A 4568-nucleotide genomic window follows, 5' to 3' on the forward strand; every position below is an offset into this window, starting at 1 on the left:
CATGCGGTGATATATGAAATATCAAAGGTCGCTATTATTATATCCGAAAAATAAAGATAGCAATCTCTAGGGCACGACGAATGCTCGGCATGAGCAGACCACGGTTCAGCTATCAATGCCGTAAAAGACAAAAATGAAGCAAAGCTTCTGCTGATATTGAAATGGGAGTAAATGTATATGGCTCAAGCTCCAATATCAGATGGTATTTCTAATGCCACCTTCATTGATTGGAGCCAGTTCTGGCAAACGTTCCACCACGGCACCGCCGTTGTCGATGGGCTCCATCTGCATTATGTCGAGGGCGGCAAGGGACCACCCATTCTCCTGTTGCCCTGCTGTTGGCCACAAAACTGGTACGCTTGGCGTTTCATCATGCCACAGCTTGTGGCGTCCGGCCATCGAGTTGTAGTTTTAGATCCGCGCGGTGTTGGTGACTCAGACCGGCCCACAGACGGCTACGATCTAAAGACCCTCGCTACTGACATTCACGGCTTTGTAGAGACGATAGGCCTCCTGTCGGACGGCCCGATATCCGTCGCGGCCCATGGAATCGGTACGTGGCTTGCTTACGCCTACGCGGCCGATTGGCGTAACGACGTCAAACGCTTGGCCGTGATGAACGCCTGTGTACCCGGCATCTCGACTCCCCGGAACGACATGGATGGCGACGAAACCGTACTGCAGAACTGGCACTTCAGCTTTAATCGCTTGGACGATTTACCGGAACTCCTGATTGGCGGGCGGGAGAGAGAGTTCATCACGTGGCTGTTCAGAGCCAAGGCGATGCGGCCTTGGGCAATCGACGACGCGGCGGTCGAGCAATACGTACGGCACTTCAGCGCGCCCGGCGCCCTCCGCGCCATCAACAATTACTACCGAACAATCTTCAACGTGGCGGGTGTCGAAGCAAATCGGCGGCGAGCGGAACGTCCTTTGGAAATACCGATACTCGCGCTTGGCGCTGAGCGCGGCTACGGCGACCATCTAGTGGAAGTCATGCGGACGATCGCGACCGATGTTTCAGGCGGCACAATTGTCGGAAGTGGTCATTACATGCTCGAAGAAGATCCTATTGGTATTTGCCGCGAACTTATCCGATTCATCGAGCGCTGATTGGCTAACAACTCAATGTGTGAATTTAATGAAATCGAATTCGGAAGGATCTTTCAGCATCGAGTACAAGGTGCGGTTGGCAACCGCCTGCACTACGTAACCGGTGGGCAGGGCGCTCCGGTTCTCTTAGTCCCTGGCTGGCCCCAGACATGGTACGCTTGGCGACATGTTATGCCGCTGCTGGCGAAGCGATTTACAGTCGTCGCGGTGGATCTGCCTGGGATGGGGGACTCCGACAAGCCGATCGATGGCTATGACACCGGCACAGTTGCCATGCGCCTCCATGATCTAACACGGGCATTGGGATGGCGCCAATTTGATTTTGTTGGCCACGATATCGGCTGCTGGCTTGGTTATCCGTTTGTGGCGACCTATCCCGATAGTGTTCGCAAGCTCGCGCTGATCGATGCGACTGTACCTGGGTTGGCGCCGGCGGAAGCCTATGCTTTCGCTCCCGAGCGCATCGGCCGGAATTGGCATTTTTTCTTCAACGCCCTGTCAGATCTACCTGAGACATTGCTAGCCGGACGTGAACGCGAATTTCTGTCCTGGCTTTTTCAAGCCAAGGCGTCGAACCCGGCCGCCATCAGCCAGCAAGCGATGGACGAGTATGTCCGCTGTTATGAGGCACCCGGCGCATGGCGCTGCGCCAACAGCTACTACCGCGCGTATTTCGACGACATGGCACAGAACCGTGAGCATGCGCGACGGAAAATCAGGACGCCCATTTTGACCGTTGGCGGCGATGTCGGGCTTGGCAGCATGATGGAGCCGATGATGCGGCCTGTTGCTGAGGATGTGACCGGCTTGGTGGTGCCGGACTGCGGTCATTACGTGCCCGAGGAAGCTCCGAATTTCCTGGCCGAACATCTCATAAATTTCCTCAGCAAGTAGGTCGCCGAAAGCCGAGGTCGGTTCGGCATAGCCTTCCCTGCTCGCACCCTGCTCTCCAAGCCGGTCGTCGCGCCAGTAATCGATGATGTGTTTACAAATGCCGTGACACGGACATAAGAAATATAGCAAGTAATATAAAAAGAACTTCATTCTTGAAGGAATGTAAAAGTAATGAATACCTACATTGATCTGGCGGATAGCGACATAAAATCCACTGAGAAAACAGTCATGCACAAAGTTGCATGGCGAATTATTCCGATAATGGCCATTTGCTATTTCTTTGCCTTCCTTGACCGCATCAATGTTGGAATGGCTGCTCTCACGATGAACGAGAGCATCGGACTTTCGGCAGTCGCCTATGGCCTCGGGGCCAGCATGTTCTTTGTCGGCTATGTTCTGTTCGAGGTTCCAAGCAACATCGCGATGCAGAAGGTAGGCGCCCGGATCTGGATCACGCGGATCATGATCACTTGGGGGCTTCTCTCAACGGGGATGGCGCTCGTCGTGGGCCCGGCGTCCTTCTATACACTTCGCTTCGTGATCGGCGCGGCCGAGGCAGGGTTTTTCCCGGGACTCATTCTGTATTTCTCGTGGTGGTTCCCGGCGACTTATCGGGCCCGCATGACGGGGATGTTTGTTGCCGGCATGCCAGTCGCCATCCTTCTCGGTGCGCCAGTTTCCGGCATGCTGTTAAATCTTCACGGCTTCCTCGGTCTCGCAGGGTGGCAGTGGATGTTCGTAATTGAGGGTGTGCCTGCAGCGATCCTCGGCGTCGTCGTCTTCTTCCATCTGACGGATCGTCCGTCCGAGGCAAAGTGGCTGTCAGTAGAAGAACGAAATTGGCTGGTACGCCGCATGGAGTCCGAGCGTCAGGAGGGGGAGCACAAGGACTTCCTCTCGATAGCGCAAGCTTTCAAGAGTCCGAAGGTGCTGACACTGAGCGCAATCGCCTTCGGCATGAATATGTCGAACTACGGTCTGACACTCTGGCTACCTCAGATTGTTAAATCCTTTGGGCTGACGGACACAGAGACCGGCTTCATCACCGCGATACCGTTCCTGTTCGCGTCGATCAGCTCAATCCTATGGACCCGTAGCTCGGACAGGACAGGCGAGCGCTTTTGGCATCTTGCGACCGCCGCATTCTGCGCTGCCGGAGGGCTTGCAATAAGTGCATATACAACAAATTCGTATTTCACCATGGCCGCAATCTCAGTCGCTGCAATCGGCACCTATGCTTTGGTTCCGATGTTTTGGGGATGGGCCCCAACGCTTCTAGCTGGCACTGGCGCTGCAGCCGCGATGGCGCTGATCAACTCGATCGGTGCTATCAGCGGCTATGTCGCGCCCTATGGCATCGGCTTGATCCGCGAAAGCACCGGAAGCTTCAGCTTAGCGCTCCTTGGTCTTTCGATGGGACCGGTTCTGGCGACGATCCTAATCTTCATCGTGTTTCGAATTTGGGCGCGGAACCAAATCTGACCTACGCTGTCCTTCCGGAGTTTCACAGCTTGTGCGGCTCGCATCCTCGTTCGCTCCGGAGGTGTACATCGAAGGCCTACGAGCGGTAGCGAGAAACGCTATGCAGGAGAATGCAGTGAGTGCAAAAATCGATCAGATCGAAAGCATTATCGCGACGAAGAATGGGCGCGACATCAGCCGGATGACAGATTGGGCAAGGGGTAACCTTGCCCGCGCCGCCGAGGAGATCGCTCACGCACCTAATGCGCATGTTGGGATCGTCGTCGGTTTCTACATCAAGCATGCCGAGCCACCTTCTCCGGAAACCGACGGACTGAACGGGATGGCGCATCTGGCTGCAGGGCTCGCCAATGCTGGCATTGTTGTGACGGTGATTACCGATGCTCCTTGCGCCAAGGCGGTATGGGCTGTCGTCGATGCGCTTCCCATCTCTGTTGGGCTGGAGATTGTCGCTGTCAGCGAAGTGGCCGTTGACGCCTTAGCCGACCGCCTCGCAAGCGACGAGCGGCCGATAACGCACTTGATCGCGATCGAGCGCGTAGCCCCTGGCCAGGACGATAAGCCTCATCGTGAGCACGGCTGGGACATGTCTCGCGAGACTGCGCCGCTCCACCGCCTCTTCGACCATCCGAGCCGCAAGCGTAGCTGGTACACGATCGGGATTGGCGATGGGGGCAACGAGATCGGCATGGGATCTTTGCCGCTGGAGATCGTCCGTACTTCGGTAACCAACGGCGAATTGATCGCAGCGAAAACCCCTGCGGATGCGCTCATCATCGCTGGCGTCTCGAACTGGGGTGGCTTCGGCCTTCTTGCAGCCATTGCCTGTCAGAAGCCTGAACTCAAGGATCGTCTTTTGGCATTCTTCACAGCCGAGATGGATCAAACCTTTCTGTCCGCTGCTGTTCATACAGGCCAAGCTGTCGACGACAGTCGAGCCGATAACCCAGGCCGCCCGAAGATGAGCGTCGACCGGTTGCCGTGGGAGCATCATGCCACTGTTCTTAAATCGATCGCAGCGATCGTGATTTAACAGGAAAAGGCTACGAACGTCAGTAAAAAAAATAGGTCGCAACATG

General features: G+C 55.7%; 4 protein-coding genes. All 4 read left to right on the forward strand.

Annotation, left to right across the window (positions count from 1 at the left end; all coding sequences use genetic code 11):
- Positions 1-177 precede the first annotated feature (177 nt).
- Positions 178-1113, forward strand: coding sequence for an alpha/beta fold hydrolase (locus tag FV242_RS32760; protein ID WP_147941850.1), 936 nt, complete (start codon positions 178-180; stop codon positions 1111-1113).
- Positions 1114-1128: 15 nt separating this feature from the next.
- Entirely contained in the window at positions 1129-2007 is an 879-nt protein-coding gene (locus tag FV242_RS32765) for an alpha/beta fold hydrolase (protein ID WP_281407137.1), read from the forward strand.
- A 171-nt stretch (positions 2008-2178) separates the two neighbouring features.
- Entirely contained in the window at positions 2179-3489 is a 1311-nt protein-coding gene (locus tag FV242_RS32770) for an MFS transporter (RefSeq protein ID WP_147941852.1), read from the forward strand.
- Between the two features lie 100 nt (positions 3490-3589).
- Positions 3590-4522 (forward strand): glutamate cyclase domain-containing protein, encoded by a 933-nt coding sequence (locus FV242_RS32775; RefSeq protein WP_147941853.1) that lies wholly within the window; start codon positions 3590-3592, stop codon positions 4520-4522.
- Positions 4523-4568: the final 46 nt, after the last annotated feature.

This window comes from Methylobacterium sp. WL64 (assembly GCF_008039945.1).
In the GTDB taxonomy this organism is placed as follows: Bacteria; Pseudomonadota; Alphaproteobacteria; order Rhizobiales; family Beijerinckiaceae; genus Methylobacterium.

Bases quoted from the DNA above. Each gene is read 5' to 3' on its own strand.
- FV242_RS32765 (WP_281407137.1), top strand. From the start codon at position 1,129: ATGTGTGAATTTAATGAAATCGAATTCGGAAGGATCTTTCAGCATCGA.
- FV242_RS32775 (WP_147941853.1), top strand. From the start codon at position 3,590: ATGCAGGAGAATGCAGTGAGTGCAAAAATCGATCAGATCGAAAGCATT.
- FV242_RS32770 (WP_147941852.1), top strand. From the start codon at position 2,179: ATGAATACCTACATTGATCTGGCGGATAGCGACATAAAATCCACTGAG.
- FV242_RS32760 (WP_147941850.1), top strand. From the start codon at position 178: ATGGCTCAAGCTCCAATATCAGATGGTATTTCTAATGCCACCTTCATT.